The following is an 881-nucleotide window of genomic DNA, read 5'->3' on the forward strand; positions in this document are numbered from 1 at the left end:
TCTGCTTCGTGGCGCATGCGATCCAGATCCAGCCTATGCATGGCGGCCGCAAGTGTGGCTGCGATGCGCTGAAGAAACTCGGCCTCGTCGTCGCCAATCCGTGGTTGATCATCACGCCGTACGAGAAGTGCCGCTCTCGTTACCCCAGCATAGGCGGCGGGATAGCAGGTAGCCGTACCAGAAGCCAAGGTGAAGGTGCCGCGGCCGGCCACGCTTCCAGAACGTAGTACCCAGGCTGCCAGCTCAAGCTCGGCGGTATCAGGTCTCCAGCGATTGCCTTCAGGTACGTCCGGATCGCCCATTGCACCCTTGCAGACTACTGCGATCGTGGCGTGCAGCGCCTCGGCCACAAATGGAACGGTTAGGGAAATCAAGTCCGCTTGCGTTGTTGCCGATGACGCCAGCGACGCGTAGTGATACATTGATTCGGCCTGCCGTTCACGGTGTTGCAGGTGTCTCATTCGCGCCCTGTGCTGGGCCGTTTTTACGGATGCTATTCCGCTACCGACAAAAAAGGCCACAAACAAAAGGAGGTCTTCCAGGGCCGTGATGGAGAGTGAGAACCGTGGAGGAATGAATAGGAGATTCCAAACGAGTGCCGATGCGATGGCGCTGGTGAGCGCTGCCCTTCGTGAAACATACCAAGAGGCCACGAGTGATTGGAGCAGGAGGATGCCTCCGGCACCTCGATATCCGACATGATCTTCGGCAACCAAGAGCAGGGTTGTAGTGATCAAGAGCACGCTGCTGATCAGGATCCAGTCCCGAACCGTGGCTGGCTCCTTGCGCCCGTCATTGGGTTGTGGTCCCTTGGTGGGAGGGTTCGTTCTCAGCACGATGATCGAGGCATGAAGGTCCGCAGCCACAAGGCCAGTAAGGAT

Annotated in this window: 1 protein-coding gene; it reads right to left on the bottom strand. The window is 58.6% G+C overall.

What is annotated here, in order from left to right; genetic code table 11:
• The coding region (locus ACLD7X_RS17195) for a DUF4118 domain-containing protein (protein ID WP_411424909.1) at positions 1-866 on the bottom strand (866 nt) is incomplete at its 3' end.
• Positions 867-881: the final 15 nt, after the last annotated feature.

Origin of the sequence: Aphanothece microscopica RSMan92, from assembly GCF_046613545.2 — a bacterium.
Taxonomy (GTDB): domain Bacteria; phylum Cyanobacteriota; class Cyanobacteriia; order PCC-6307; family Cyanobiaceae; genus NIES-981.